The sequence below is a fragment of the Streptomyces sp. NPDC088350 genome (genome assembly GCF_044753545.1).
Taxonomy (GTDB): domain Bacteria; phylum Actinomycetota; class Actinomycetes; order Streptomycetales; family Streptomycetaceae; genus Streptomyces.
Map to the genome: position 1 here is coordinate 20,174 of NZ_JBIVNL010000025.1, position 26,377 is coordinate 46,550.

Consider the following 26,377-nt stretch of genomic DNA (forward strand, 5'->3'; position numbering starts at 1 on the left):
CATGTCCCGTGCACTGCCCGACCTGCCCAGACGCGACCTGCTCGCGCTGGCCGCGGCCACCGGCGCCCTCGCCGGCCTGCCCGCCTTCACCGCCTCGGCCGCACCGCAGCGACCCACCAACACCCCGACCGGCAGCGTTACTTCACGCAACACCCTGTGGTGGCAGGCCCCCGCCGACGACAACTCGATGATCGAACAGGGCCTCCCCCTCGGCAACGGCCGGCTCGGCGCCCTCGCGAGCAACGACCCCGGCCACGAGGTCCTCCTCGTCACCGACGCCACGATGTGGACCGGCGGCCTCAACGACACGCTCGACTCGGACGGCCAATTCCCCTACGGCCGCGACGACTTCGGCTCCCTCACGCTGCTCGCCCGGCTCACCGTCGACATCCCCGACCACGACCTGGGCGCGGTCTCCGGCTACCGCCGCACCCTCGACCTCGAACAGGGCGTGGTGAGCGCCTCGTACGTCCGCTCCGGAGTGACGTACAAGCGGCGGATGTTCGCCAGCCGCCCCGACGACGTGATCGTCCTGCACTTCACCCAGAGCGGCGGCGGACGCCACACCGGCATCGTCGATCTGGCGGGCACGCACGGCGAACCGGCCGGTGACGCCCGCTCGTTCGGCGGCACGCTCGCCAACGGTCTGCGCTACGGGGCCGCCGTCACGGCGTACGGCACCGGCGGCAGCGTCACGGTGAACGGCACGCGCGTCGCCTTCTCCGGCTGCGAGGACGTCACCGTCGTACTGAGCGGCGGCACCAACTACGCGCCCAACGCGAAGGCCCACTACCGCGATCCGTCCCTCGACCCGCGGCAGCTGGCCCGCACCAAGGTGAGCGCCGCCGCCAAGCACTCGGCGGACACGCTGCTGCGCACCCATGTCGCCGACCACAGCGCACTGTTCGGGCAGTTGGACATCTCGCTCGGCACCTCGTCCGCCGACCAGCGCGCCCTCGACACCTGGGAGCGCGTCCAGGCCCGCGCCCGGGACGGCGAGCCCGACCCCGAACTGGAGGCCGCCTACCTCCAGTTCGGCCGGTATCTGATGATCGCCGGCTCCCGGGGGAGTCTGCCGACGGGCCTCCAGGGGAACTGGCTCGACGGCAACAACCCCGACTGGATGGGCGATTACCACACCGACATCAACATCCAGATGAACTACTGGATGGCCGACCGCGCCGGACTGTCCCAGTGCTTCGACGCGTTCACCGACTACTGCGTCGCCCAACTCCCGGACTGGACCGACCTCACCCGCAGGCTCTTCAACGACTCCCGCAACCGCTACCGCAACTCCAGTGGGAAGAACGCCGGTTGGACCGTCGCCATCTCCACCAACCCGTACGGCGGCGGAGGCTGGTGGTGGCACCCGGCCGGAAACGCCTGGCTGAGCAACACCTTCTGGGAGCACTACGAGTTCACCGGCTCGCGCGCCCATCTCGCGAAGATCTACCCGCTGCTCAAGGGCGCCGTCGAGTTCTGGGAGGCGCGGCTGCTCACCACCACCCTGCCCAGCAGCTCGAAGGAGGTGCTCGTCGCCGACAGCGACTGGTCTCCCGAGCAGGGTCCGCTCGACGCGAAGGGCATCACCTACGCCCAGGAACTGGTGTGGGCGCTGTTCGGCAACTACTGCGTCGCGGCGGCCGAGTTGAAGAAGGACACCGGCTACGCGGGCACGATCGCGGGACTCCGCAAGAAGCTGTACCTCCCGGTGGTGAGCCCCAAGACCGGCTGGCTGGAGGAGTGGATGTCCCCGGACAACCTCGGCGAGACCACCCACCGGCACCTGTCCCCGCTCATCGGACTCTTCCCCGGCGACCGCATCCGCCCCGACGGCTCCACCCCGAAGGACATCGTCGACGGCGCCACCGCCCTGCTCACCGCCCGCGGCATGGACAGCTTCGGCTGGGCCAACGCTTGGCGCAGCCTGTGCTGGTCCCGGCTGAAGAACGCCGACAAGGCCTACCAGTTGGTCGTCAACAACCTCCGCCCGTCCACCAACGGCAGCAACGGCACCGCCTCCAACCTCTTCGACATCTACCAGGTCGAGGCGGGCCGCGGCATCTTCCAGATCGACGCCAACTTCGGCACCCCCGCCGCGATCATCGAGATGCTGCTCTACTCCCGCCCAGGACACCTGGAACTCCTCCCCGCCCTCCCCGACGCCTGGGCCGCGTCCGGCTCCGTCACGGGCGTCGGCGCGCGCGGCGGCTTCGTCGTCGACCTCCACTGGCGGGACGGGAAACCGACCGAGGTGAAGATCCGCAGCATCAACGGCCGGACCACGACGGTCGCCCACGGTGCCACCACCCGGACGGTGCGCCTCACGCCGGGCGCGTCCGTCACGCTGCGGGACTTCGCCCGATGACGGCCCGACGAGCACTGCTGCGCCGGACGGCGGCCCTCCTCCTGCTCGCCGCCGCCTTCCAGGCCGGACCGGCACACGCGCAGACGCAGGTGAAGGCCCTGAACGACCCGAAAGCCGTCATCACCTGGGGAGCGAGCGCCGACCACCTCGGTGACGGTGTCGCCGACCGCAGCTACCGCCTGATCGTGCACACCAGTGTCGCGGGCGGCGATCTGCGGATCCGGCTCTCCAACGCCTTCGGCGACCGGCCGGTGACCTTCGACACCGTCTACGCGGGCCGCCAGCAGACGGGCGCCGCGCTGGTGCCCGGCTCCAACCGGCGGCTCACCTTCGGCGGCGAGCGGTCGGTCACGATCCCCGCGGGCGCGGTCGCCTACAGCGACCCGCTGACCGGCAGGCTGCCCGCCGCGACCAATCTGGTGGTCAGCATCCACACCCCGGACGCGGCGGGCCCGGCGACCGGCCACGGCATGGCCATGCAGACGTCGTACGCCACCCAGGGCGACCACACGGCCGACGAGGGCGCCACCGCCTGGACGGACACCATCGGCTCCTGGTACTACCTCGACGCCGTGTCCGTACGGCCGGGTGCGGGCACCGGAGCCGTGGTCACGCTCGGCGACTCCATCACGGACGGCTGGGCGTCCACCACGGACCAGAACCGCCGCTGGCCCGACTACCTGGCCCGGCGGCTCCAGGGCGCCCACACGGCTGTCAAGGGAGTGGCCAACGAAGGGATCTCGGGCAACAAGGTCCTCGCCGACGGCGCCGGGCAGAGCGCCCTCAACCGGCTGCAACGCGATGTGCTTTCCCAGCCCGGCGTCCGCACGGTGTTCCTCTTCGAGGGCGTCAACGACCTCAAGGCCCACTCCGGCGTCACCGCCCAGGACCTGATCGCCGGCTACCGCGAGATCATCGACCGGGCGCACGCGGCCGGGAAGTGTGTCGTCGGCGCCACGGTCGGCCCCTTCAAGGGCTGGTCCGAATGGGACCCGGCGGCCGAGGCCGTACGCCAGGAGGTCAACCAATTCATCAGGAGCAGCGCGGAGTTGGACGCCGTCACCGACTTCGACCACATCCTCCGCAGCCCCTACGACCAGGAGAGGATTCTCCCCTTCTTCGACGGCGGTGACCATCTCCACCCCAACGACAAGGGGATGGCGGCCATGGCCGACGCGGTCGACCTGAAGAGTCTCGACTGCGCGAAGCGAGGTTCAGTGAAGTGAGGTTCAGTGACGTGAGGCTCAGCCGGACGCCGTGGCCTCCGGGGTGATGAGCCCCTGGCGGTAGGCGATCGCCACCGCCTCCGTACGGCTCGCGGCGCCCAGCTTCGCGAGGATGTTGGAGACGTGGACGCTCGCCGTCTTGCCGGTGATGAACAGCTCCTCGCCGATCTGGCGGTTGCTGCGGCCGAGGGCGAGCAGCCGCAGCACGTCCTGCTCGCGGGCCGTCAGCGGCGAGGGGCGGTCCCCGGAATCCGGCGCGGGGTCGCCCAGGCGGCCACGGCGGACGAGTGTGTCCAGCTGTGCGAGCAGGGGCGCGGCACCGAGCCGCGCGGCCGTCTCCCGTGCCGCACGGGCCTGGGCGGTCGCCTCCTCCCGGCGGTCGGCCGCCAACAGGGCTTCGGCGAAACGGAATTGGCAGCGGGCCCGCTCATAGGCGTCGCCGTAGTCGAAGGCGGCCACCGTCCTCTCCCAGGCCACCGCGTCCGGTCCCGTGACCGCCCGCGCCCACTCCGCCTCGGCGCGGGCCAGCCACGCCAGGCCCTCCGGCCCCTGCGGACGGCCGCCGCGGCCCTCCTTCGCGACGGCCCGTGCCAGGTCGACGAGTTCCGTCGCGGTGTCCGTCCAGCGCCGCACCCCCGCCTCGTCATCGGCCGGCCGCAGGGCGACGGCACGGTCGGCGACCGCGGACAGGGCGAGCGCGGCGAGCCGGACCGTGACGTCGGGACGCCGCCCGGAGTCGTCGGTGAGCGCCGTGACCGCGGCCCGCATCCGCTCCACGGCCGCCTCCGGATCGCCCTCAAAGGCAGCGGCATCGGTCAGCACGATGCCCGACACCAGCGCGGCCATCCAGTCGAACGGCCCCTCCAGCAGCGCACGGGCCCGCTCCGCGGCCTTCAAGTCGCCGCGCGCCAGCGCCACATACAGCGCGGGTCCCATGGTGAAGCCGCCCGCGTGCGGCAGCACCTCCGCGTCGCTCGCGGCGGCCTTCACACACTCGTCCCAGCGGCCCAGCGTGTACAGCACGAGGAGCTGGAGATACCGCATCTCCAGCGGATACGGCGACGACAGCAGCCCGGCGCGACGGGCCCGGTCCAGTCCCTCGGTGAGCGAGGGCAGTGACTCCTCCAGGTCCCCGGACTCGAAACTGCCGATGGCGAGGTTGAACAGGGCGCGCATCTCCACGGGCGCGTGTCCCGCCCGCCGGGCCAACTCACGTGCCTCCGCGAGCCGTTCGCGGCCCTCCCGGGTGCGCCGGCCGCCCCCTTCGAGACCGGCCAGCGAGATCAGCAGATCGGCCCGGGCGTCGGCCAGTTGGAGTTCCTCGGCGACGCGCAGGGCCTGGCGGGCGACCCGCAGCGCGATCTCGTCCTCGCCGACCTGACGCGCCGCCAACACATGCGTGGCCGCCGCCCACACCCAGGTCCGCGACGGTGGTTCGGCGGGGATCATCGCCAGGGCCTCGCTGCTGTAGGCGAACGCGGCCGTGAGACTGTCGACGCCGATGAGATTGCCGGCCAGGGTGTAGCGGACCCGGGCGGCCAGCTCGGAGTCCGCGTCCTGGCCGATCCCCGCGAGCGCCGACCGGGTGAGGGAGACCGCGCGGTGCGCGTCCCCGGCGTGCGCCGCCGCCGCAGAGGCGCGCAGGGTGAGGGTCACGCTGTCGGTACCCTCGCCGGCGGGCCGGGCGGCCGGGTCGACCGAGGTCCACAGGTCGAGGGCGGTTTCGAGATGCCGTAGCTCCTCGGCGGGCGCGCCGACGCGCTGGGCGTGGTCGGCGGCCTCCAGGGAGGCGGCCAGTGCCTCGGCCAGGTCGTGGCTCTCGCGGTAGTGGTGGGCGCGCTCCGCCGCGCTCTCGGCCGGATGGCCGCGCCCGGCGAGGAGACGGGCGAACCCGCCGTGCAGCCGCGAGCGCTCGCCGGGGAGCAGATCGGCGTAGACCGCCTCGCGGGCGAGGGCGTGCCGGAAGGAGTACGTGTCACCCTGCCCGGGGACCAGGAGCTGCCGCTCGACCGCTTCCCGCAGCGCCGACTCCAGCTCGTCCTCGGGGAGTTGGACCGCGTCCCGCAGCAGGTCGTACTCGACCCGGCGCCCGGCGACGGCCGCGGTGCGCAGCACCTGTTGGGCGGTGTCGGAGAGTTGCTCGAACCGGATCAGCAGGACGTCGGCCAGACCGCTCGGCACCCCGCCCGCCTCCGCGTCGGTCGCCGCGAGCAACTCCTCGGCGTAGAAGGCGTTTCCCTCGGCGCGCTCGACGATCCGGCGGACCGTGCCGTCCGGCACCGGACCCGTGCGCAACGCGCGCACCAGCCGGGCGACCTCCGCGTCCGCCATGGGCCGCAGCTCCAGGCGCTCCACGGCGGGCAGTCGCACCAGCTCGGCGAGGAGCGGCCGGAGGGGATGGCGGCGGTGGAGGTCGTCCGCGCGGTAGGACGCGAACACCGCGAGGCGGTGGGTGGGGGCGCCGCCCGCCGGGCGTTGCAGGATGCCCCGGCTGAGCAGGAAGCGGAGCAGATCGCGGGAGGACTGGTCGGCCCAGTGGAGGTCCTCCAGGACCAGGAGCAGGGGAGCGATGTCGGAGAGGTCGGCCAGGAGTCCGGCGATGCCCTCGAAGAGGCGCAGCCGGCCGCCCGCGTCCCGTGCCGCGTCCGTACCGGCACCGAGGAGGCGGTCGACCGCCGGATGCGCGGCCAGGGCGGCGGCGAACCGCTCGTCGTCGGCGAGGACACCGAGGACCTCGGTGAACGGCAGATACGGCAGACCGACGTCACCGAGGTCGACACAGTGCCCGGTCAGGACCGTCATGCCGGCGTCCGCCGCCCGCGCCGCCACCTCGTCGAGGACCCGGGTCTTGCCGACGCCCGCGTCCCCGGCGATCAGCACGGCACCGGCCGTACCCGCGCGGGCACGCTCCAGCACACCGGCGAGGCGGGCGAGTTCCTCGTCCCGGCCGATGAGCGGCGCTGCTGCTACGGATGGCGACACGTCCCCATCCTGGCACGCGCCACCGACAACGCACCTGGCCACCGGGCGGGAGACGGCCCCCGCCCGGCGAGCGGGTTCAGCGCAGGGTCTCGGCCCAGTTCGCCGGCACGCGTCCCGCCGGACCCGGCACCGGCTGGTCCGCCGGGTGGCTCACCGGGCCGGTGAGTTCGGGACCGGAGTCGTACAGCTCGGAGGTGGTGAAGTTCCAGAACCAGTCCTCGCGCGGCTCGTAGCTCTGGATGAACGGGTGCCCCGTAGACTGGTAGTGCGCCGTGGCGTGCTTGGAAGGCGAGTCGTCGCAACAGCCGACGTGACCGCACTGCGCGCACCGCCGGAGGTGGAACCACCAGCCCTCGGCCGCGTCGCACTCCACGCAGCCCGCGCCGCTCGGCGGGACGCTGGGGTCGATTCCGGTGACGTCGTTCATGCGGACTCCTCGGGCGTCTCGTTGTCCGTGGCGGTGAGGGGGAGCAGGACCTGGAAGCGGGTGTCGCCCGGTACCGACTCCACCTGGAGCGTGCCGTGGTGCTTGTTCACGACGATCCGCCAGGAGATGTCCAGACCGAGTCCCGTGCCCTCGCCGACCGGCTTGGTGGTGAAGAACGGGTCGAAGATACGGCTGCGGATCTCCTGCGGCACACCGGGCCCCGTGTCGCGGAACTCCACCATCAGCTGGTCGCGCACCAGCGCCGTCCGCACGGTCAACGTGCCTTCCCCGCCTGCCTCGTTCATGGCGGAGACCGCGTTGTCGATGAGGTTCGTCCACACCTGGTTGAGCTCGGCAGGGTAGGCCGGGATCTTCGGGAGTGTCCGGTCGTACTCCTTGACGACCTTGATGCGGTCGCCGACCTTGCCGCCGAGCATCAGCAGGGTGCTGTCGAGGAGTTCGTGCACATCGGCGACCTGGTAGGGCGCGCGGTCCAGCTGCGAGTACTGCTTGGCGGCGCCGACGAGGTTGGAGATACGGGCCGTGGAGTCCTCGATCTCCGTCATCAACAGCTCTGTCTCCACCGTGTAGTTGAGCCAGCCGATCGCGCCCGGCAGGATCTCCTCGTCCACGGCCGCCGCGACCTGGTCGAGCCACTCGACGTCGAGACCGGCCTGCACGAACGTCGGCGCGATCTGCCAGGACTCCATGACACCGTGGTCGTCGAGCCAGTCCGTGAGCTGGTCCTCGCGGTCCGAGGCCTCCAGCGGGCTCAACGTCTGTGCCTTGGCGACCCGTTCGGCCGTGCGCTCCTGGATGTCGATGAGGTTGGCGAGGTCTTCGCGCGAGTACGGGCCGGAGGAGATGACACGGAGTTTGTGCCGCATCTTCGCCACCCGCTCCCGCAGCGTCGAGGTGGCCCGGACGGCAGCGGCGGCGGGGTTGTTGAGTTCGTGCGTGAGCCCGGCGGACAACGAGCCCAGCGCCAGCAGCCGTTCACGCTGGCTGATCGCCAACTGGCTGCTCTTCTGGCCGAAGAAGAGCCCCTCCAGCAGATGGACCGCCATCGGGAACCACTCGCTCATGATGGCCGCGAACGTCTCGGCGGGCAGCACGAAGAACCGCGTCGGCTCCGTCACCCGCATCGAGTTGAGGTACACCTGCTGCACCCGGTCCCCGATGTAGGCCTGCATCGCGCCCGTGTACACGCCTCGTTGGGAGGTCCGCGCGACCTCCACGTCGTCGCCGCCGACCCGGCGCGACAGTACGACGGTGCCCTCGATCATGACGTAGAAGCAGGTGGCGGGGTCGCCCTCGGTGTAGACGGGCCCGGCCTCGAACAGCTCCACCCGCCCGTCGCAGCACAGCCTGCCCAGCTGCTCCGGCGTCAGCTTCTCGAACAGGAACAGCGTGCCGATCTCCTGCGCGCTGCACGGCAGCACTTTCCCGCTCATGACTGCTCCAGGTAGCGGTGGACGAGCATCACGGCCATGGCTCCCTCTCCGACGGCGGACGCGACGCGTTTCGCGGACTCGGCGCGCGCGTCGCCCGCCACGAACACGCCGGGAATGTTGGTCTCCAGGTGGTACGGCGCCCGGTCCAACTCCCAGCTCGCGGGCGGCTTCCCGTCCGCGCTGAGGTCGGGCCCGGCCAGGATGAACCCGCGTTCGTCGCGCAGCACCGCGCCGTCCAGCCAGTCGGTCAGCGGGGCCGCGCCGATGAACACGAACATCCACTGCGCGTCGACGAGTTCGGTCTTCCCGCTCTCGGTGTCGCGCAGGGTGAGCTGCTCCAGATGGTCGGAGCCGTGCGCGGCCTCGACGACGGTGCCGGTGCGGACCGAGATGTTCTCCGCCTCGTTGATCTGCTGGATTAGGTAGTACGACATCGACGCGGCCAGCGAGGGCCCGCGCACCAGCAGGGTCACCGACTTGGCGCCCCGGGCCAGGTACATCGCCGCCTGGCCCGCCGAGTTGGCGCCGCCGACGATGTACACGTCGTGGCCCTGGCAGGAGGCGGCCTCGGTCAGCGCCGAGCCGTAGTAGACCCCGCAGCCCGTCAGATCGGGCGTGCCGGGCGCCTCCAACTGCCGGTAGGACACCCCGGTCGCCAGGATCACGGCGTGCGCGGCGACCGCGGAACCGTCCGCGAACCGCACGACCCGCGCCGACCCGTTGGCCTCCAGCCCGGTCACCTCGCGCGCGGTGAGGATCTCGGCGCCGAACTTGGCGGCCTGCCGCCGTGCCCGATCGGTGAGTTGGGCCCCGGACACGCCGTCCGGGAAGCCGAGGTAGTTCTCGATCCGCGAACTCTGCCCGGCCTGTCCACCGGTGGCCGACCGCTCCACGAGAACGGTCCGCAGCCCTTCGGAGGCCCCGTACACGGCGGCGCCCAGCCCTGCCGGTCCGCCGCCGATGACGACGAGGTCGTAGAAGTCGGCCGTGGGCGTGGTCGCGAGCCCCACCTGCGCGGCCAGCTCGGGCGCCTCCGGCTCGACCAGCACCGAGCCGTCGGCGGTGATGACGAGCGGCAGCCGCTGCCCGTCCTGCCCGGCGGCGGACAGCAGTCGCAGCCCCTCCGGGGTGTCGGCCGAGTACCAGCGGTACGGCACCTGGTTGCGGGCCAGGAACTCGCGCACGTCCGAGGAGCGCGCCGACCACCGGTGTCCGACCACCTTCGTGGCGGGCACGGGCCGGTAGTCGCTGTTCCGCCACGCCTCCAGGAGGTCGTCCAGGACCGGGTAGAGCTTCTCCTCGGGCGGGTCCCAGGGCTTGAGGAGATAGTGGTCGAGGTCCACGACGTTGATCGCGTCGATCGCCGCGTCGGTGTCCGCGTAAGCGGTCAGCAGCACCCGGCGCGCGCCGGGATAGACATCGAGGGCCTGCTCCAGGAACTCGATGCCGTTCATCTGCGGCATGCGGTAGTCGGCCAGGATCACGGCGACGAGATCCCCGCGCAGCTTCAGCTCGCGCAGCGCGTCGAGCGCGGACTCACCGGACTCCGCGCGCACGATCCGGTACGACTCGCCGTAGCGCCGCCGCAGGTCACGGGCGACGGCACGGGAAACTCCCGGATCGTCGTCCACGGTCATGATGACGGTCCGCGCGGCTTCGGCGGCCTGTGCCATACGTCTCCCACCCCGAGTGGTCGGATTCACGGCACGGCGGCGCCGTTGCCACCGCGCCGGCTCCGACCATCGTATGTTCGATCGCCGCGCCGCGCTCCGGTACACCCGAGACGACGGGCCTCAGGGGCGCCGGGAGCGCAACACGCAGAACTCGTTCCCCTCCGGATCCAGCAGCACCACCCACGACTGCTCGCCCTGCCCGACGTCCCCGGTCCGTGCCCCCAGCGCCAGCAGCCGGATCACCTCGGCCTCCTGGTCGTCGGGCCGGAAGTCCAGGTGCAGCCGGTTCTTGACCGTCTTGCCCTCGGGCACGGGCGCGAACAGCAGCCCGGGCAGGCGGTCCGGCTCCGGCCGGATCTCGAACTCGTCCGGCGCCTCGCCCACCACCACCCACCCGAGCGCCTCGGCCCACCAGCGTCCCAGCGCGACGGGATCGGCCGCGTCCACGACCACCTGCTCCCACTCCAAGGTCATGCGGGCAGGGTAGTGAAGACTGGGGCCGACACTGGTGAGCGCAACACAGGGAGGCTACGGGATGACACGCCCGATCACGGCAGGGGTCGACGGATCGGCGGAGAGTCTCGCCGCACTCGCCTGGGCGGGCCGGGAGGCCGTACGGCGGGGGCTGGCGCTGCGCGTGGTGCACGTCTGGCGGTACGAGCCGCATCAGGCCCTCGACACCGGGGACCGGGAAACCCAGGACCGCTGGGTGCGGGACGCGGCGGCCGAGGCCGCCCGGACGCTCAGCGAACGCCACCCGGGTCTGGCCGTCACCACCGACGTCCTGGAGGGCGACCCCGTCGACGCGCTCACCGCCGCCGCTGCCGACGCCGAACTGCTGGTCCTCGGCTCCCGCGGACACGGACCCGTCGTCGGCTTCCTGCTCGGTTCCGTCGGACAGCAGGTCATCGCCGATTCCGTACGACCCGTCGTGCTCGTGCGCGCCGGGGACGAGGCCTCCGGGGAGGCCGCCGGGCGCGAGATCGTCGTGGGTCAGCAGGGCGACCCCGAGGACAGCGCCGCCGCACTGGGTTTCGCCTTCGAGACGGCGGCGGCGCGCGGCGCGACCGTCCGGGCCGTCCGGGCGTGGACCCTGCCGCCGGTGTTCGCCTACAGCCCCGGCTCCCTGAAGCTTCTCGACGACGCCGGCGGCCTGGAGCCGTACGAGAAGAAGGCCCTCGCCGAGGCGCTGGAGCCGTGGCGGGAGCGCTTCCCCGATGTCCCGGTGGTCGAACACGTGGAGATGGGCAGCGCGGGGCAGGTGCTGCTGTCCGCCGTGGGGCGCGCCCAGTTGATGGTCGTCGGGCGGCGCGCCCACCGTACGGCCGTGGGCGCGCGGATCGGCTCGGTCGCGCACGGGGTGTTGCACCACGCGGAGTGCCCGGTTGCCGTCGTGCCGGCTGTCTGACCTCGGGCGGACTCGGTCCGGATGTCGTCGGCGGGCAGCGGGACACCCTTCCCCACCGAGCGGACGGTCCTCGGCGCGGGGCAGGTGCCCTCGACGGGGTGTACGCGGTGGGGCAGTCGCGCCCGTCGGCCAGGCGCCGTGCGGCGTCCGGGGTCGGGCCGGCGACGGCGGAGCGGCGGACGCCGGGCAGACGGCGGGCGAGGGCCTCGGCAGGGAAGGAACCCGTGCGGCCCGCGCCCACCAGGCCGACGGCGAGGGGCAGTTGGGTGGTCATGGGGGTTCTCATCAGAGCCGTTTCCATCCGGCTGGAGCCGTGCGGATCCGGGGCGGGTCAGACCGTGAACGCGGTGCGGAAGCGGTCCAGGGCGCGTTCGCTGTCGCCGTCCGAGGCCCATGCCTCCATCGCGACCGTGCCGTCGTAGCCGAGGTCGGCGAGGGCGCGGGCGATCGCCGGGTAGTGGATCTCGCCGGTGCCGGGCTCCTGGCGGCCGGGTACGTCGGCCACCTGGATCTCGCCGATCAGGTCCAACTCGTGGGCCCTGCGGACGAGTTCGATGAGGTTTCCCTCGCCGATCTGCGCGTGGTAGAGGTCCAGGTTCATCCGCAGGCCCGGCCGGTCCACCGCCTTGACCAGGGCCAGGGTGTCGGCGGCCGTCGCGAACGGTACGCCGGGGTGGTCGACCGCGGAGTTGAGGTTCTCCAGCGTGAAGGTGACCCCGTGGCTCTCGCCCAGTTCGGCGAGGCGGGTCAGGGTGCGGTGGGCGGCGATCCACATCGGGCCCGTGGGCTCGCCGGTCACCGGAACCACCGGCAGGCCCTCGGAGTCCAGCCCGGTGCCGTGCAAGTTGAGCCGGGGGCAGCCCAGTTGGTCGGCGGCCTTGACCGACTCCTCGGCGGTGCGCAGGAGTTCGGCGGCGCCCGCCTCGTCGGTGAGGCTGCCCCGGATGTAGCCCGTCATCGACGAGAACTCGGCCGGGGTCCGCGTGAGCGCGTCCAGGTCGTGCCGGGTCCAGTCCCAGATCTCGACCTGGAAACCGGCCTCGTGGATGCGCCGTGCCCGCTCGTGGATCGGGAGGTCCCGGAAGACCATCTCGGCACAGACCGCCAACGTGTACATGACTGCTCGCCCTCTTCTAGAACGTTCTAGATGGCAGTAGTACGCCATCGCCCGGTGCCCGTGTCAAGCCTTCGCGAGAGGCGCTTCCAGAACGTTGCAGTACCTTCGGAGCAGCGACGTCGCACGCTTTTCGCAGCCGCTACGATCCCGGCAGGAACGCACCTCGACCGGAAGGACATCCGTGCCGCCCACCCCCGAGGTCCCCGACGGCAAGCGGCCCACCCTGGCCCATGTCGCGGCCCGGGCGGGCGTGTCCGTCGCGCTGGTCTCCGTCGTGATGCGCGGGGCCTACGGCGCGAGCGCCGCCACCCGTGAGCGGGTGCTCAAGACCGCCGAGGAGATCGGTTACCGGCCCGACACCCGGGCCAGGGTGCTGCGCAGCAACCGCTCACGTCTGCTCGGCGTGCAGTTCGGGCTGCGCCATCCCTTCCACACCGACCTGGTCGAGGGCATCTACGCCGCCGCCGAACCCGCCGGCTACCAGGTCGCCCTCAGCGCGGTCGCGCCCACGCGCGGGGAGCGGCAGGCCGTGGAGGCGCTGCTCGCCGACCGGTGCGAGGCCCTTGTCCTGCTGGGCCCCGAGGTCCCGGCCGCCCGCCTCGCGCACCTCGCGACCCAGGTACCGGTCGTCTCGGTGGCCCGGCGGCTGCGGCCCGCCCCGCCGGCCGTGGACGTCGTCCGCACCGCCGACGACGAGGGCGCCCGCCAGGCCGTGGACCACCTCGTCGCCCTCGGCCACCACGTCATCGCCCACATCGACGGCGGCCGGGCACCCGGCGCCGCCGACCGCCGCCGCGGCTACCGCACCACGATGCGCCGCCACGGCCTCGACGACCACGTCCGCGTCCTGCCCGGCGGGCTCACCGAGGACGACGGCGCCCGAGCCGCCCGCACCCTGCTCGCCGAAGCCCGGACCTCCCGGCCCAGCGCGGTCCTCGCCTTCAACGACCGTTGCGCCACGGGCGTACTCGACACCTTCCTGCGGGCCGGTGTCACCGTCCCCGGCGAGATCTCCGTGGTCGGCTTCGACGACACCAGCCTGTCCCGGCTCGCCCACATCGACCTCACCACCGTCGCCCAGGACATCCCGCGCCTCGCGGAACTCGCCGTCGGCCGCGCCATCGCCCGCCTCGACGGGGAGGCGGTACCGGACGGCGAACAGGTCGTCCCGCCCCACCTCGTCGTCCGCGGCACCGCCGCCCCGCCCGGCACGCGCTGAGCCGGGTCACTCCGGCGAGGTCGGCTCCAGGGTCTCGCGCACCTTCGGCAGGATGTTCTTGAGGTAGTCCTCGACCGCCGTGTCCAGGCCGATGTCGTGCTGGGCGTGCTCGGACATGTACCAGCGGTGTTCGAGCAGCTCGTGGTAGATCTCGGCCGGGTCCATCGAGCCGCGCAGTTCCAGCGGTACGGCCCGCACGGTCGGCCGGAACACGTCCCGCACCCACCGGTGCGCGAGCACCTCGGGCCGGGCGGCGAGCGGGTCACCCGGGGCGTAGTCGTCCTGGGTGGCCATCCATGCCTCCAGGTCGTTCAGGAGCCGCCGCGCCTGGTTCTCCTCGGCGTCCAGGCCGGTCAGGCGCAGCAGTTGACGCTGGTGGTGGCCCGCGTCGACGACCTTGGGCACGAAGGTGACCGTGTCGCCGTTCGACGAGTGCTCGATCTGCATCTCGGCGACGTCGAAGCCCAGCTCGTTCAGGCGCCGGATCCGGCGTTCGATGAAATGGTGCTTGCCCGCCGGGTACACCGAGACGCGGGTCAGCTCCTCCCACAGCCCCTGATAGCGGGCGCAGATCTCCGTGCCGAACTCGATCGGGTCGACGGAGGGGTGCAGCGCCCCGGACGCCTCCAGGTCGAGCAGTTCCCCGCTGATGTTCACGCGGGCGAGGTCGAGGTCGTACTCGCGCTGCCCGTCGCTCAACCGGGGGTGCAGGTCGCCGGTCTCCGCGTCCACCAGGTAAGCGGCGTAGGCGCCCGCGTCCCGGCGGAACAGCGTGTTGGACAGCGAGCAGTCGCCCCACGCGAACCCGGCCAGATGCAGCCGCACCAGCAGGACGGCCAGGGCGTCCATCAGCCGGTGCATGGTCGCAGGCCGCAGTGTCGTCTCGAACATCGAGCGGTACGGCATCGAGCCGCCCAGGTGCCGGGTGATCAGTACCGGCTCCAGGGGCTCGCCGTCGGCGTCCGCGCGCCCGGTGACCACGGCGAGCGGGTCCACCGCCGGGATGCCGAGCCGGTCCAGGTCGCGCAGCAGGTCGTACTCGCGCAGCGCGGGCCGCTCCGCCAGCTCCTTGACGGCTATCACCTCGCTGCCGGCGCGGGCGTAGCGCACGACGTGACGGGAGATGCCGCGCGGCAGCGGCACCAGGTACTCCTCGGGCCACTCCTCCAGGGGAACGTCCCACGGCAGTTCCAGCAGGAGGACCGGATGCTCCGGGTTGGTCGCGTTGATCTGCAGTGCCATGAGGTGACCCTAAAGGGCGTGTTCGCGAGCGCGCTGCGCCGCCTCACGGACCGGACCGTTGTGGAGGGGGCCGTGGCCGGGCAGCAGGGTGTCGGCGTCCAGTGCTTCGATGACGTCCAGCGAGGTCACGGCACGGTCGCGCTCGTGGTGGAACATGTCGGGCAGCAGCTGCGGTCCCTTGATCCGGGAGGTCGGATGTCCGCTCACCAGGGCGTCACCGGAGATCACGATCCCGCTGTCCGGGAGATGGAAGACACAGTGCCCGCTCGTGTGGCCGGGGGTGTGCACGGGGACGGGCCTTCCGGGCAGGTCGAGCGGGCCGTCCGCACCCGGGAACGCCTCGGGGGCGGCGACGGGATGCTGTTCGATGCCTCCCGAGCGCAGCGCGTGCACCACCCACGGCAGCACTCCCGGACGCCAGCCGTTCTTCAGGACCGTCGCCACACTCACCTGCTGGAGGAACTCCCTGCGGGCGTGCGGTACTTCGGCCTCGTGGAGCAGGACCGGCGTTTTGTAGGTGTCGCGCAGGTACTCGGCGGAGCCGAGATGGTCGTTGTGGGCGTGGGTGATCAGCACCGCCGTGACCTTCTCCGGTGAACTGCCCACCTGCTCAAGGGAGTCGAGCACGAGCTGACGGTCCCCGGGGTACCCGGTGTCCACCAGCGTGGCCGCGTCACCGTCCGTGAGGATCACCCAGTTGGTGTTGCTGCCGTGCACCAGATAGGCGCCGTCGGCGACTTGGCGTACGTCTGCCCGCATGACCGTCCTTTGTCGCGTGGTGATGTGCGAAGAAGGCCAGCCAATCAGACGTGTGTCGTGCGGGATCGCGCGGGGGGAAGCCGCCTCCGGCACCGTCCGCCGGAGGCGGCCCCCGCGTGCGTCCGAAAGCGGCCGCCTCTCCGCCTCAGCGCACGCCGTGCGGGCGGAACTGCACGCTGATGCGCGGTCCCGCGGCGCGGGTGGTCTTGGGCACGCAGTGCTCCCAGGTCCGCTGACAGGAGCCGCCCATCACGACCAGGTCGCCGTGCCCCAGCGGGCGCCGCACCGACTCGCCGCCGCGCAGCGGACGCAGCAGCAGGTCACGGGGCGTGCCCACGGAGAGGATCGCCACCATCGTGTCCACGTGCGCACCCCGCCCGATCCGGTCGCCGTGCCAGGCCACGCTGTCCCGGCCGTCCCGGTAGTAGCACAGCCCGGACGTGGTGAAGGGCTCGCCCAACTCCCGTGCGTAGTAGGCCGACAGCGCGTCCCGTGCCTCGGCCAGCACCGGGTGCGGCAGCGCGTCGCCGTCGCCGTAGAAGGCGAGCAGCCGCGGTACGGCCACGACCTGGTCGTACATCTGACGGCGCTCCGCGCGCCACGGCACCTCGGCGGCCAGCTCCTCGAACAGGGCGTCCGCGCCGCCGAGCCACCCGGGCAGCACGTCGATCCAGGCGCCGGGACCCAGCGCGGTACGGCGGATCCCGTCGAGGGGGCCGAGGCGGAGCTGGTCGGTCTGGTCGAAGAGGGAGCCCTGGAGGTGGTGCGCGGTCATGGGACCAGCGTACCTCTTATTCGAATACCTGTTCCCATGCGAACTCCCCTCTTTCGATACATCGATGTATCGGATACATTCACGTATCCGATACGGACGTGGAGGTCCGGGCATGGTGGTGGAGGCGACGACGCCCAAGCGCGTGACCAGGCGCAGGGTCCGCACCCGCGCCAACCTGCTCGACGCCGCCTTCGCCGTGTTCGCCGCGAAAGGGTTCGGCCGGGTCTCCATCGAGGAGGTCTGCGAGGCCGCCGGTTACAGCAGGGGCGCCTTCTACTCGAACTTCGGCAGCCTGGACGAGCTGTTCTTCGCGCTCTACCAGGACCGGGCCGACCTGATCGCCGAGCAGGTGGCAGGCGCGCTCGCCCTCGACGGACCCGACCTCGACGTGCCGGCCGCCGTGGACCGGGTCACCGAGGTACTGCTCCTCGACCTGGACTGGCTCCTGGTGAAGACCGACTTCCTGGTGCACGCGGCCCGGGACCCCGCCGTGGCGCAGACCCTGCTGGGACACCGGGCGCGGCTGCGCGGGGCGATCGCCGACCGGCTCACCCGGGCCCGCGGCCTCGCCGAACTGCCCGCCGTACTCCCCGACGTGGACGCGGCGGCGTACGCCGTGGTCGCCGCGTACGACGGGGTCACCACCCAACTGCTGCTGGACAAGGACGTGGAGCACGCCCGTGTCTGGCTCAAGCAACTGCTCACCGCCCTGCTGACCGACGGCAGCGGCACCCCCGAACGAAACCCCCACTGAACCCAACGAGAAGGGCAACGGTCGCCATGGATGCGGACGTCATCGTCGTCGGAGCGGGTCTCGCGGGCCTGGTCGCGGCCCACGAACTGACCAGCCGGGGACGCAGGGTCGCCCTCGTCGACCAGGAGAACGCCAACAACCTCGGCGGGCAGGCGTTCTGGTCCTTCGGCGGGCTGTTCCTCGTCGACTCGCCGGAACAGCGCCGCCTCGGCATCAAGGACTCCTTCGACCTGGCCTGGAACGACTGGCAGGGCAGCGCAGGCTTCGACCGCGTCGACGACGAGGACTCGTGGGCGGTGCGCTGGGCGCGCGCCTACGTGGAGTTCGCGGCCGGCGAGAAGCGGCCCTGGCTGGAGAGCCACGGCATCAAGCTGCTCCCCACGGTCGGCTGGGCGGAGCGCGGCGACCTGCGCGCCCACGGACACGGCAACTCCGTCCCGCGCTTCCACGTCACCTGGGGCACCGGCACCGGAGTCGTGGAACCCTTCGTGAACTACGCCAGGCAGGCCGCCCGCGACGGACTGCTCACCTTCTACTACCGTCACCAGGTCGACGAGTTGGTGCTGGAGGAGGGCGAGGCGCGCGGCGTCCGCGGCACGGTCCTCGCCGATGACGACTCGGCCCGGGGCGTCTCCTCCAGCCGCGAGGCGATCGGCGAGTTCGAACTCACCGCCCGCGCCGTCGTCGTCACCACCGGCGGCATCGGCGCCAACCACGACATCGTCCGCCGGTACTGGCCCGAGCGTCTCGGCACCCCGCCCGCGCAGATGGTCACCGGCGTACCGGCCTACGTCGACGGGCGGATGCTCGACATCAGCGCCGAGGCGGGTGTACGGCTCGTCAACCGCGACCGCATGTGGCACTACACCGAGGGCCTGCAGAACTGGAACCCGGTCTGGCCAGGACACGGCATCCGCATCCTGCCCGGCCCGTCCTCCCTGTGGTTCGACGCCCTCGGCCGCCGCCTGCCCGACCCGTGCCTGCCGGGCTACGACACCCTCAGCACCCTCAAGTACCTGCGCACCACCGAGGACTTGGCGGACCACGACCACTCCTGGTTCATCCTCACCCAGAAGATCATCGAGAAGGAGTTCGCGCTGTCGGGCTCCGAGCAGAACCCCGACATCACCGCCAAGGACAAGAAGGCGGTGCTGCGCGACCGGCTGCTCGGCAAGGGCGCCCCCGGCCCGGTGGACGCGTTCCTGCACAAGGGCGCGGACTTCGTGACCGCCGGCAATCTGGAGCAACTGGTCGAGAAAATGAACCAGTTGACGGACAAGCCGCTCCTGGACGCGGCCGTGGTGCGGCGCCAGATCGAGGCCCGCGACCTCCAGATGGCCAACCCGTACAGCAAGGACTCCCAGATCCAGGGCATCCGCAACGCCCGCCGCTACATCGGCGACCGCCTCGGCCGTGTCGCCACCCCGCACCGCGTCCTCGACCCGGCCGCGGGCCCGCTGATCGGCGTCAAGCTGCACGTCCTGACCCGCAAGACCCTCGGCGGCATCCAGACCGACCTCGACTCGCGGGCCCTGGGAGCGGACGGGCAACCGATCGGCGGACTGTACGCGGCGGGCGAGGTCGCCGGCTTCGGCGGCGGCGGCGTGCACGGCTACAACGCCCTCGAAGGCACCTTCCTCGGCGGCTGCCTCTTCTCCGGGCGCGCGGCGGGGCGCGCGGCGGCGAAGCAGACTGCCTGACCGGGCGGCGCCGCGGCCCGTCTCCTCAGCTGTCGAGAAGGCGGGCCAGCACCGAGGCGTGACTCTCCTGCGGCGACCTGACCGCCGTCACCAGGGTCACCGGCCCCATCCGGACCAGGTTCCGCAAGGTGTGCAGGAGTTGAGCCGCCTCGGGATCGGCGAGCTCCGCCTCGTAGCGGCTGCTGAACTCGTCGTAGGAGCCCTCGCCCGCGTGGTACCAGCGGCGCAGTTCGGTCGACGGGGTGAGGGCCTTGGGCCACTCGTCGACGCGGGCCGCGTCCTTGGACAGGCCGCGCGGCCACAGCCGGTCGACCAGGACGCGCACGCCGTCCTCCGGCTCGGGCGGATCGTAGATACGGCGCACGCGGACGGTCACGGGCGGGGCTCCCTCGGGTCGCGGTCGTGCCGCGAGCCTACGTGGAGGATCGGGCGCGGGCGGGGAGCCGACGTGCCGGCGTCGAGGGGCGAGACGACTGGCCGCCGCTCAGTGCGCGAGTTTCAGTTGCTTGATCTGGGCCGGGGTCAGGGCCCGGTCGTAGACGCGTACGTCCCTGATGGCGCCCGGGAAGAAGTCGACGGGGTCGCCGTTGTACTTGGCCCGTCCGACGACCAGGGATCCGCCCGCCGTGGTGGTGTCGGCCACGGTTCTCTCCTGTACGCCGTCGACGTGGATGCGGAGCCGGCGCGCGGGGCCGTCGCACACGCCCACGAGGTGGGTCCAGACACCGGCCACGGGAGTGGTGTGGGCCACCGCGCGCTGCGTGGCGCCGGCGAAGGCCCACTGCTGGTCGTCGCCGGAGTACTGGAGGTAGAAGCAGCTGTGCTGATCGGCGTCCTGACTGATCGCGGTGGCGAAACCGCCGGGGAGCGCGCTCAGCCGCACCCAGGCCGCCACCGTGAAACTGCGCCCCTCGCTGGTGTCGATCACCGGCCCGGCGGTGACGATCTGACTGCTCGTGCCGTCGAACACCGCGGCGCCGTCCTGCCATCGCACGTCGGTCGCGGTGCCGTCGTTGCCGCCGACGGTGTCACGGGCGACCTGGCCGGAGGTCGCGTCGAGGGGCCAGTACCCGACGGGCTGGGGGAGGGGGACGGCGGTGGCGGACGGCTTCGGCGACACGTGGGCCGCGGAGCCCTTCTTGTCGTCCCCGGAGCGGGTGAGCCACAGGCCGGTACCGACGCCGAGCACGGCGACGGCCGTTCCGGCACCGGCGAGGAGAAGGCCCCGGCGCGTGGGCGCGGGTGTGGGCGCGGGCGCCGGGTGGGGCGGGGGCGGGCTGGTGTCGAGGCGGGTGGCGGGGTGGGGCAAGGAGGCCGTCGCCGTGGTGAACTGCGTGGGCGAGTACTCCCGTATGCCGCTCGTCCCCGCAGCGCCGACGCGGGTCGGTACCGGAGTGGTGGCGGGCGGTCCGACATGGGAGAGGATCTGCTGCGGGGTGGGGCGATGGGCCGGGTCCTTGGCCAGGCAGGCGCTGACGAGCGCGCGCAGGGCCGGGTCGGCGACGGAATCGACGTCGGGCTCTCCGTGCACGACCCGGTAGAGCAGGGCGGGGGTGGGCCCGCCGCCGAAGGGGTTCACGCCGGTCGCGGCGAAGGCCAGCACCGCGCCGAGGCAGAACACGTCGCTCGCCGGTGTGATCTCGGCGCCGGCGACCTGCTCGGGGGACATGAATCCCGGCGAGCCGGCCAGGAGTCCGGTGCCGGTGAGCGAGTCTCCCTCGACGCTGCGCACGATCCCGAAGTCGATGACTCTGGGCCCGTCCTCGGCGAGCAGCACGTTCGAGGGCTTGAGGTCGCGGTGGATCAGCCGCACGGAGTGGATCGACACGAGCGCCTCGGCCAGGCCGGCGGCCAGCGCGAACACGGCGGGCGGCGCGAAGGGCCCCTGCTCGATCACGGCCTGCTCCAGCGAGGGCCCGGCGATGTAACTGGTCACCAGCCAGGGCAGCGGCGCGTCCGGATCGGCGTCGATCACCGGCGCGGTGAACGCCCCGCTCACGGACCGGGCGGCCTGCACCTCCCGCCGGAACCGCGCCCGGAACTCCGGCCGCCGCAACAGCTCGGCGTGCACCACCTTCACCGCGACGAGCCTGCCACCGGGCGAACGCCCCAGATAGACCCGCCCCATCCCGCCCGCACCGAGGCGGCTGATCAGCTGGTACGCCCCGACCGATCCCGGGTCGTCCGACTCCAGCGCTGCCACAACTGCCTCCTGATGCACCTGCCGTACTACATGGGCGCGGGACAGCATAAGGGCAGCGGCCGACCTGTTTGTCGAAATCCCGTACGCGATACGGGAGTTCGGACATCGGTCAATGCGCCGCGCCGCGAACACCGGGTACGGACGGCGCGACAGGCGGCGGTTGTACGTCTCTTTGCCTCGCAGGAGGGCTCCTGGCGGAGCGGGCGGCCTAGTCTCTGAGACGAATGATCACCCCCCTCACTCTGTAGGAGCGCATGTGACGCAACCACGGCAGCAGTCCACCAGACGCACCGCTGTCCTCCGCCGCAGCGCCGTCGTCGGCACCGTCCCCGTCGCCCTCGCGGCGCTGCTCGCGGCCGCCGCGCCCGCGGGCGCCACGACGATCGGCTCGTCCGGCGCGGGCGACCCGTACTTCCCGCTCTCCGGCAACGGCGGCTACCACGTCGCCCACTACGATCTGACGCTCCGTTACGACCCGGCGAGCCGCCGGCTCGACGGCAAGGCGGTCCTCACCGCCCGCGCCACCGAGAAGCTCAGCCGCTTCGACCTCGACTTCAAGGGCCTCAAGGTCACCGGTCTCACCGTCGACCGTGCCAAGGCGGACTTCCGCCGAGACGGACAGGAACTCGTCGTCACCCCGCGCCGCGCCGTGCGCAAGGGGCAGACGTTCCAGGTCACCGTCACCTACAGCGGCATCCCCAAGCAGGTCACCGACCCGGACGGCTCGGCGGACGGCTGGATCGCCACCGACGACGGTGCCTTCGTCGCCGGTGAGCCGCAGGGCGCGATGACATGGTTCCCGGCGAACAGCCACCCCAAGGACAAGTCGTCGTACGACTTCACGATCACTGTCCCGCAGGGGCGCACGGCGGTCGCCAACGGTGTGCTCGTCGGGCAGAGGACCGCGCACGGCAAGACCACGTTCCGCTGGCACGCGCCCGAGCCGATGGCCGCCTACCTCGCCACGGCGACGGTCGGGAAGTTCAAGGTCGAGCAGTACACCACCGCCGACGGCGTGAAGGTGTACAACGCCGTCGACCCCCGCGAAGCCACCGCCGCCGCGCCCGTGTTGAAGAAACTGCCCTCCGTCCTGGAGTGGGAGAGCAAGCTGTTCGGCCCGTACCCGTTCCGCTCGGCCGGGTCGATCGTCGACCACGCCCCGGACGTCGGCTACGCCCTGGAGACGCAGGGGCGGCCGGTCTACGACTCGGCGCCGGACCTCAGCACCCTCGTGCACGAGAACGCCCACCAGTGGTTCGGGGACTCCGTGTCGCTGACCGCCTGGAAGGACATCTGGCTCAACGAGGGCTTCGCGACCTACGCGGAGTGGCTCTACAGCGAGCAGCACGGCGGCAAGACCGCCCAGCAGACCTTCGACGCGCTGTACGCCCGCAAGGCGACCGACGACCTGTGGGCGTTCCCGCCCGGCGACCCGGGCAGCGGTGCCAACATCTTCGGCACGCCGGTGTACGCGCGCGGCGCCATGGCCCTGCACGAACTGCGCCTGGCCGTCGGCGACAAGACCTTCTTCGCGATCCTGCGCGCCTGGGCGGGCGAACATCGCTACGGGCACGGCACCACCGCACAGTTCGTCAGCCTGGCGGAGCGGAAATCGGGCACACACCTGGACGCCCTGTTCCACACCTGGCTCTACACGAAGGGCAAGCCGGCCCAGCCGTAAGAGCTGACGAGTTCCTCACATGTGTCGGTCATCGTCGACTCATGATCAGTCGTATGTCCCCGGTCGCGCTCGTCGCCGTGTCCCTTCTTCTGACGGGATGCGGCGGCGGTGCGGTGGCGGCGACGGACCACGCCTCCGGCTCCGCTCCCGCCTCCTCCCCTTCGCCCGCGTCCCCGTCCTCGCCCTCGTCGGAGATATCCGCCGAGGCCGCCCCGCGCCAACTGCCGGGCGTGGGGCCCCGGATGCTGGCCCTGATACCCGCCGACACCCGTCAGGTCGTCCTGGTGACCGGCCGGGGCGCGCACTCCCCCCTCTCCACCCTCGCCCTGTACGAGCGCACCGACAACGGCTGGCAGCAGACCGCCAGTTGGGCCGCGCACAACGCGCTCAGGGGCTGGTCAGGCCACCACATGGCCGGTGACCTGCGCTCACCGATCGGCGTCTACGCCCTCACCGACGCGGGCGGGCTGCTGAAGAACCCCGGCAGCAAGCTGCCGTACAGCCACTCCTCGGGCTTCGTCTCGCCCGGCACCGGCTTCGAGGGCGAACCGCTCGCCGGTTCCTTCGACTACGTGGTCGCCATCAACTACAACCGGCAGCGCGGCACTTCACCCCTCGACTGGACCCGCCCCCTCGGCTCCTCGCGCGGCGGCGGCATCTGGATCCACGTCGACCACGGCGGCCCCACCCACGGCTGCGTCAGCATCGCCGAGGACCACATGAAGGAACTGCTGCGCACCCTGGACCCCGCGCTCCATCCCGTCGCCGTCATGGGCGACTCCGCCGCCCTCTCCCGCTGACCGCTTAGGATCCGCCAGGTGTGCGCACATGTACTGGTCGCCGAGGACGACGCGATGCAGGCCGAGCTGATACGACGCTCCCTGCTGACGGAGGGCCACACCGCGACCGTGGTCCACGACGGGGCCGCCGCCATCGCGGCGGCCCGCGAACTGAGACCCGACCTCGTGGTGCTCGACCTCATGCTGCCCGTGATCGACGGCTTCGGGGTGTGCCGGGTGCTGCGCGGCGAGGACGACATCCCCGTCCTGATGCTCACCGCCCGCTCCACCGAGGACGACGTCCTGCTCGGCCTGGAACTCGGCGCCGACGACTACATGACCAAGCCCTACAGTCCGCGCGAGCTGATGGCCCGCATCCGCACGGTCCTGCGGCGCAGCGGCCGGACCACCGAGGACCGCCAGGAGGCCACCGTCGCACGGGCGGCGGGCCTGTCCGTCGATCCGCTACGGCACGAGGTGCGCTGCGACGGGGTGCCCGTCGACTGCACGCCGGCCGAGTTCGAGATCCTGCTGGCGATGACCGCCGAGCCCGAACGGGTCTTCTCCCGGCGGCAGTTGCTCCAGTACACCCGGGGCCTGGACCGGGCGTCCACGGAACGGGCGGTCGACGTCCACATCATGAACCTGCGCCGGAAGATAGAGGCCGACCCGCGCCGGCCGGTCCGGCTGCTGACCGTGTTCGGCGTCGGCTACAAGCTGCGCGGCGGTCGCGCGTGACGCCCCGGATACCGCTGCGCAAACGGCTCCTGGTCCGGCTGCTCGTCGCCACCGTGCTGATCGCCCTCTGCTCGGTCGGCGCGACGGCCTGGCTGGCGGTGGAGACCACCACCCGGGCCATCCAGGAGGAACAGGGACAGGACCTCGCGGACGACATGCGCATCCTCGCGCGGCTCAGCGGATACGCCGCGACCCACCCCGACTGGAAGGGCGTCACGCCCACCGTCCGCGCGCTGTCGAAGAAGATGGGCCGCCGCATCGCCCTCACCTCTTCCGACCGCACCCTCATCGCCGACTCAGCCCCGCGCGGCACCTCCCTGCCGCCCCGCGCCGCCGCGAGCGTCGACCCCCTGCACACCGACACGTACACGGAACAGGGCGCACAGCTCAGCGGCCTCGACCCCCGGGTCGTGGGCCCGTACCGGCTGCCCACCGCCGAGCGCCTGCTGCTGCGGAAACTGGCCGTGGTGCGGCTGGCGTGCTTCGCTCAGTACGGCCTCGACTCGAGTATCGCGACGACACCGAGCGGCCGTCCCGTCATCGTCGAGCCGGAGGGGACCCGCGCCGCCGACTATGTGCCGGAGCGGTGCGCCGACGGGAAACTGGAAGCCCCGACCGCCACCGAGACCGCGGCCCTGAGGAACCTGACCGTGCGCACCCGCGCCTGCCTCCAGCAGCAGGGCATCGTCGACAGGAACCCGATGTACTTCTCGGTCGACATCACGGAGAAGAGCCTCGACTCCCGTTACCTGCCGGGCGCGTACGCCAAGGTGGGCGACACGGCGGACATGCGGACGGTGAAGACCTGCAGCGACAACGCCCGCCGCGCCCAACTCGCCCCCTACGTAGCCCCGGTGGCCGAACTCTTCCTGGGCGGCGGCGACACCACCGCACCCCGCTTCGACGTCTCCCCGGCGAACAAGGCCAAGGTCGTCGGCGCTGCGGCGGCCGTACTGGCGCTCACGGTCCTGGTGACGGCGGTCGTCGCCACGAGGCTCGTACGACCCCTGCGCGCACTGACCGAAGCGGCCCAGCAGCCACCGGAGTTGCACGTCCGGGTGCCGGTCAGGAGCCGGGACGAGACCGGCATCCTCGCCGAGGCGTTCAACGACCTGACCGAACGCCGGGAACGCATGGAGGCCCAGCGCAAGGCCATGGTCAGCGACATCGCCCATGAACTGCGCAGCCCCCTCACCAACATCCGCGGCTGGCTGGAGGTCACCCGGGACGGCTTCGTCGAGGCCGACCCGGCACTCCTCGGCTCCCTCCACGAGGAGGCGATGGTCCTCCAGCGGGTCATCGACGACCTCCAGGACCTCGCCGCCGCCGACGCCGGCACCCTGCGCCTGCACCGCGAACCCGTGCGCGTCGAGGACCTCGTCGACCAGATCGTCGCCGCCTACCGCGTCACCGCCGACACGGCCGGGGTCGCCCTGACCGGCAAGACCGACAACTCCCTCTGGCTGGAGGCGGATCCGGTACGCATGCGCCAGGTGCTCGGCAACCTCGTGTCCAACGCGCTGCGCCACACGCCCGCCGACGGCACCGTCACGCTGACGACTTGGCGCGACGGTGACGACATCGTCCTCACCGTCGCCGACACCGGCACCGGCATCGCGCCCGAGAACCTCCCGCACGTCTTCGAGCGGTTCTGGCGTGCCGACCAGTCCCGCAGCCGCCGCACCGGGGGCAGCGGCCTGGGCCTGTCCATCGTCCGGGACCTGGTCGCCGCCCACGACGGCACGGTCGAGGCGGCGAGCGCCCCCGGCGCGGGCTCCGTCTTCGCCCTGCGCCTGCCCAACTCCCGTGCACCGGAAGGGGATTGAAGACCGTTCAACTCCCGGCCGCCGGGATGTGATTGACGCCCCGTCA

The 26,377-nt window shown here is 71.9% G+C and carries 21 protein-coding genes; 10 read left to right on the top strand and 11 right to left on the bottom strand.

What is annotated here, in order from left to right; all coding sequences use genetic code 11:
- Position 1 precedes the first annotated feature (1 nt).
- Together ACIQBL_RS47460 and ACIQBL_RS47465 are read left to right on the top strand one after the other, a co-directional pair.
- The gene (locus ACIQBL_RS47460; RefSeq protein ID WP_401955143.1) at positions 2-2,368 is read left to right on the top strand and encodes a glycosyl hydrolase family 95 catalytic domain-containing protein; all 2,367 of its coding nucleotides are present in this window, start codon (positions 2-4) and stop codon (positions 2,366-2,368) included.
- Positions 2,365-3,594: an SGNH/GDSL hydrolase family protein gene (locus ACIQBL_RS47465; RefSeq protein ID WP_401955145.1), complete on the top strand. Its 1,230-nt coding sequence runs from the start codon at positions 2,365-2,367 to the stop codon at positions 3,592-3,594. Before ACIQBL_RS47460 ends, ACIQBL_RS47465 begins: the two co-directional genes overlap by 4 nt.
- A gap of 18 nt (positions 3,595-3,612) precedes the next feature.
- Here ACIQBL_RS47465 and ACIQBL_RS47470 read toward each other — a convergent pair whose 3' ends face one another.
- The 5 genes from ACIQBL_RS47470 to ACIQBL_RS47490 all read right to left on the bottom strand — a co-directional run bounded on the left by ACIQBL_RS47470 (position 3,613) and on the right by ACIQBL_RS47490 (position 10,604).
- Positions 3,613-6,576: an AAA family ATPase gene (locus ACIQBL_RS47470; RefSeq protein ID WP_401955147.1), complete on the bottom strand. Its 2,964-nt coding sequence runs from the start codon at positions 6,574-6,576 to the stop codon at positions 3,613-3,615.
- Positions 6,577-6,652: 76 nt separating this feature from the next.
- The gene (locus ACIQBL_RS47475; RefSeq protein WP_401955149.1) at positions 6,653-7,003 is read right to left on the bottom strand and encodes a UBP-type zinc finger domain-containing protein; all 351 of its coding nucleotides are present in this window, start codon (positions 7,001-7,003) and stop codon (positions 6,653-6,655) included.
- On the bottom strand, positions 7,000-8,457 hold the full coding sequence (locus ACIQBL_RS47480) for an ATP-binding protein (RefSeq protein WP_401955151.1): 1,458 nt from the start codon (positions 8,455-8,457) through the stop codon (positions 7,000-7,002). Before ACIQBL_RS47480 ends, ACIQBL_RS47475 begins: the two co-directional genes overlap by 4 nt.
- Positions 8,454-10,130, bottom strand: a complete 1,677-nt coding sequence (locus ACIQBL_RS47485; protein WP_401955153.1) for an FAD-dependent oxidoreductase — start codon at positions 10,128-10,130, stop codon at positions 8,454-8,456. Before ACIQBL_RS47485 ends, ACIQBL_RS47480 begins: the two co-directional genes overlap by 4 nt.
- Positions 10,131-10,250: 120 nt before the next feature.
- Positions 10,251-10,604 carry a VOC family protein gene (locus ACIQBL_RS47490; protein WP_401955155.1) on the bottom strand — a complete coding sequence of 118 codons (354 nt, stop codon included), beginning with the start codon at positions 10,602-10,604 and terminating at the stop codon, positions 10,251-10,253.
- A gap of 61 nt (positions 10,605-10,665) precedes the next feature.
- Between ACIQBL_RS47490 and ACIQBL_RS47495 the strand changes: the two genes are divergently transcribed.
- Complete coding sequence (locus tag ACIQBL_RS47495; RefSeq protein ID WP_401955157.1) at positions 10,666-11,538, top strand: universal stress protein; 873 nt, start codon at positions 10,666-10,668, stop codon at positions 11,536-11,538.
- 331 nt (positions 11,539-11,869) lie between these two features.
- On the opposite strand, the gene ACIQBL_RS47500 is transcribed toward ACIQBL_RS47495, so the two are convergent.
- The gene (locus ACIQBL_RS47500) at positions 11,870-12,655 is read right to left on the bottom strand and encodes a TIM barrel protein (protein WP_401955159.1); all 786 of its coding nucleotides are present in this window, start codon (positions 12,653-12,655) and stop codon (positions 11,870-11,872) included.
- A gap of 181 nt (positions 12,656-12,836) precedes the next feature.
- Here ACIQBL_RS47500 and ACIQBL_RS47505 point away from each other — a divergent pair, with 181 nt between their 5' ends.
- The gene (locus ACIQBL_RS47505) at positions 12,837-13,874 is read left to right on the top strand and encodes a LacI family DNA-binding transcriptional regulator (RefSeq protein WP_401955161.1); all 1,038 of its coding nucleotides are present in this window, start codon (positions 12,837-12,839) and stop codon (positions 13,872-13,874) included.
- A gap of 6 nt (positions 13,875-13,880) precedes the next feature.
- Here the strand turns inward: ACIQBL_RS47505 and ACIQBL_RS47510 are convergent, their stop codons facing one another.
- The 3 genes from ACIQBL_RS47510 to ACIQBL_RS47520 form a co-directional block, all read right to left on the bottom strand.
- Positions 13,881-15,116 carry a DUF4032 domain-containing protein gene (locus ACIQBL_RS47510; protein WP_401955163.1) on the bottom strand — a complete coding sequence of 412 codons (1,236 nt, stop codon included), beginning with the start codon at positions 15,114-15,116 and terminating at the stop codon, positions 13,881-13,883.
- A 9-nt stretch (positions 15,117-15,125) separates the two neighbouring features.
- The gene (locus ACIQBL_RS47515) at positions 15,126-15,875 is read right to left on the bottom strand and encodes an MBL fold metallo-hydrolase (RefSeq protein ID WP_401955165.1); all 750 of its coding nucleotides are present in this window, start codon (positions 15,873-15,875) and stop codon (positions 15,126-15,128) included.
- Positions 15,876-16,020: 145 nt separating this feature from the next.
- Complete coding sequence (locus ACIQBL_RS47520; protein WP_401955167.1) at positions 16,021-16,650, bottom strand: alpha-ketoglutarate-dependent dioxygenase AlkB; 630 nt, start codon at positions 16,648-16,650, stop codon at positions 16,021-16,023.
- 112 nt (positions 16,651-16,762) lie between these two features.
- On the opposite strand from ACIQBL_RS47520, the gene ACIQBL_RS47525 reads away from it, so the two are divergent.
- Together ACIQBL_RS47525 and ACIQBL_RS47530 are read left to right on the top strand one after the other, a co-directional pair.
- A complete protein-coding gene (locus tag ACIQBL_RS47525) occupies positions 16,763-17,404 on the top strand; it encodes a TetR/AcrR family transcriptional regulator (RefSeq protein WP_401955169.1) in 642 nt (213 codons plus the stop codon).
- A 26-nt stretch (positions 17,405-17,430) separates the two neighbouring features.
- Entirely contained in the window at positions 17,431-19,104 is a 1,674-nt protein-coding gene (locus tag ACIQBL_RS47530) for an FAD-binding dehydrogenase (protein ID WP_401955171.1), read from the top strand.
- A gap of 25 nt (positions 19,105-19,129) precedes the next feature.
- Here the strand turns inward: ACIQBL_RS47530 and ACIQBL_RS47535 are convergent, their stop codons facing one another.
- Both ACIQBL_RS47535 and ACIQBL_RS47540 read right to left on the bottom strand, forming a co-directional pair.
- Positions 19,130-19,480 (bottom strand): DUF488 domain-containing protein, encoded by a 351-nt coding sequence (locus tag ACIQBL_RS47535; protein ID WP_401955173.1) that lies wholly within the window; start codon positions 19,478-19,480, stop codon positions 19,130-19,132.
- Positions 19,481-19,588: 108 nt separating this feature from the next.
- The gene (locus tag ACIQBL_RS47540) at positions 19,589-21,307 is read right to left on the bottom strand and encodes a LamG-like jellyroll fold domain-containing protein (protein ID WP_401955175.1); all 1,719 of its coding nucleotides are present in this window, start codon (positions 21,305-21,307) and stop codon (positions 19,589-19,591) included.
- 256 nt (positions 21,308-21,563) lie between these two features.
- Between ACIQBL_RS47540 and ACIQBL_RS47545 the strand changes: the two genes are divergently transcribed.
- From ACIQBL_RS47545 to ACIQBL_RS47560, 4 genes are read left to right on the top strand one after another with little or no spacing between them, the layout of a single operon-like run.
- Positions 21,564-22,988 (top strand): M1 family metallopeptidase, encoded by a 1,425-nt coding sequence (locus ACIQBL_RS47545; RefSeq protein ID WP_401955177.1) that lies wholly within the window; start codon positions 21,564-21,566, stop codon positions 22,986-22,988.
- A 41-nt stretch (positions 22,989-23,029) separates the two neighbouring features.
- Positions 23,030-23,788, top strand: a complete 759-nt coding sequence (locus tag ACIQBL_RS47550) for a L,D-transpeptidase family protein (RefSeq protein ID WP_401955179.1) — start codon at positions 23,030-23,032, stop codon at positions 23,786-23,788.
- An 18-nt stretch (positions 23,789-23,806) separates the two neighbouring features.
- A complete protein-coding gene (locus tag ACIQBL_RS47555; protein WP_401955181.1) occupies positions 23,807-24,505 on the top strand; it encodes a response regulator in 699 nt (232 codons plus the stop codon).
- On the top strand, positions 24,502-26,331 hold the full coding sequence (locus tag ACIQBL_RS47560) for a sensor histidine kinase (RefSeq protein ID WP_401955183.1): 1,830 nt from the start codon (positions 24,502-24,504) through the stop codon (positions 26,329-26,331). The genes ACIQBL_RS47555 and ACIQBL_RS47560 overlap by 4 nt, the downstream gene beginning before the upstream one ends.
- The last annotated feature ends 46 nt before the right edge of the window (positions 26,332-26,377 follow it).

What these genes read in the sequence shown, in the direction of transcription:
- ACIQBL_RS47465 (WP_401955145.1), top strand. Translation starts at nt 2,365, where the DNA reads ATGACGGCCCGACGAGCACTGCTGCGCCGGACGGCGGCCCTCCTCCTG.
- ACIQBL_RS47475 (WP_401955149.1), bottom strand. Translation starts at nt 7,003, where the DNA reads ATGAACGACGTCACCGGAATCGACCCCAGCGTCCCGCCGAGCGGCGCG.
- ACIQBL_RS47510 (WP_401955163.1), bottom strand. Translation starts at nt 15,116, where the DNA reads ATGGCACTGCAGATCAACGCGACCAACCCGGAGCATCCGGTCCTCCTG.
- ACIQBL_RS47480 (WP_401955151.1), bottom strand. Translation starts at nt 8,457, where the DNA reads ATGAGCGGGAAAGTGCTGCCGTGCAGCGCGCAGGAGATCGGCACGCTG.
- ACIQBL_RS47525 (WP_401955169.1), top strand. Translation starts at nt 16,763, where the DNA reads ATGGTGGTGGAGGCGACGACGCCCAAGCGCGTGACCAGGCGCAGGGTC.
- ACIQBL_RS47460 (WP_401955143.1), top strand. Translation starts at nt 2, where the DNA reads ATGTCCCGTGCACTGCCCGACCTGCCCAGACGCGACCTGCTCGCGCTG.
- ACIQBL_RS47550 (WP_401955179.1), top strand. Translation starts at nt 23,030, where the DNA reads ATGATCAGTCGTATGTCCCCGGTCGCGCTCGTCGCCGTGTCCCTTCTT.
- ACIQBL_RS47490 (WP_401955155.1), bottom strand. Translation starts at nt 10,604, where the DNA reads ATGACCTTGGAGTGGGAGCAGGTGGTCGTGGACGCGGCCGATCCCGTC.
- ACIQBL_RS47500 (WP_401955159.1), bottom strand. Translation starts at nt 12,655, where the DNA reads ATGTACACGTTGGCGGTCTGTGCCGAGATGGTCTTCCGGGACCTCCCG.
- ACIQBL_RS47485 (WP_401955153.1), bottom strand. Translation starts at nt 10,130, where the DNA reads ATGGCACAGGCCGCCGAAGCCGCGCGGACCGTCATCATGACCGTGGAC.
- ACIQBL_RS47495 (WP_401955157.1), top strand. Translation starts at nt 10,666, where the DNA reads ATGACACGCCCGATCACGGCAGGGGTCGACGGATCGGCGGAGAGTCTC.
- ACIQBL_RS47515 (WP_401955165.1), bottom strand. Translation starts at nt 15,875, where the DNA reads ATGCGGGCAGACGTACGCCAAGTCGCCGACGGCGCCTATCTGGTGCAC.
- ACIQBL_RS47520 (WP_401955167.1), bottom strand. Translation starts at nt 16,650, where the DNA reads ATGACCGCGCACCACCTCCAGGGCTCCCTCTTCGACCAGACCGACCAG.
- ACIQBL_RS47530 (WP_401955171.1), top strand. Translation starts at nt 17,431, where the DNA reads ATGGATGCGGACGTCATCGTCGTCGGAGCGGGTCTCGCGGGCCTGGTC.